General features: G+C 40.0%; 1 protein-coding gene. It reads left to right on the forward strand.

The genetic code is table 11. The features are described 5' to 3' along the window. Nucleotides 1-106 precede the first annotated feature (106 nt). Nucleotides 107-412 (forward strand): hypothetical protein, encoded by a 306-nt coding sequence (locus tag RH45_RS05955; protein ID WP_008074963.1) that lies wholly within the window; start codon nucleotides 107-109, stop codon nucleotides 410-412. Nucleotides 413-503 lie beyond the last annotated feature (91 nt).

Consider the following 503-nt stretch of genomic DNA (forward strand, 5'->3'; position numbering starts at 1 on the left):
TGCGTCGGGGGATAGAATGAGTGTAGTTTAGGTGTATTTTTTATCATTGTTACCAGTTATTATCGTGGGAAAAGAATACTATCCTCGCTATCAGGAGGAGGAGCAGATGGAAGAACTTAAGGAGCAATTCCAAGAACTGCTGTTCGATGAAGATGAGAAAGTCAGAGTTACTTCTATAAAAGTCGAAGAGAACGTCATTGCTTTGCGGGCTCATATTTCAAACGTAGAACTAAGTGCGAAGAATAAAGCTATGATTGCACAAAACTCTCAGAAGATATTACCAACCAAAATATGTAATAGCGTGAAATTAAGCACATGGTTATCGCAAGGTAAATGGGTTTCTGTAGATGTAGTGGCAAATGGCAGCAATCCCGTAACTAACGTCAGGGTGACTAACGATAGTTGCACATAACAAAGCGTTTAAGGCAGATTCCCAACGCTTGTCGTTTTGCATTTCAAGTTGGGTTTAGTGTTTACGGTGTAAAGGTTTAGGTTAGGTGGTA

It is taken from the genome of Vibrio sinaloensis DSM 21326, from assembly GCF_000189275.1.
Lineage (GTDB): Bacteria > Pseudomonadota > Gammaproteobacteria > Enterobacterales > Vibrionaceae > Vibrio > Vibrio sinaloensis.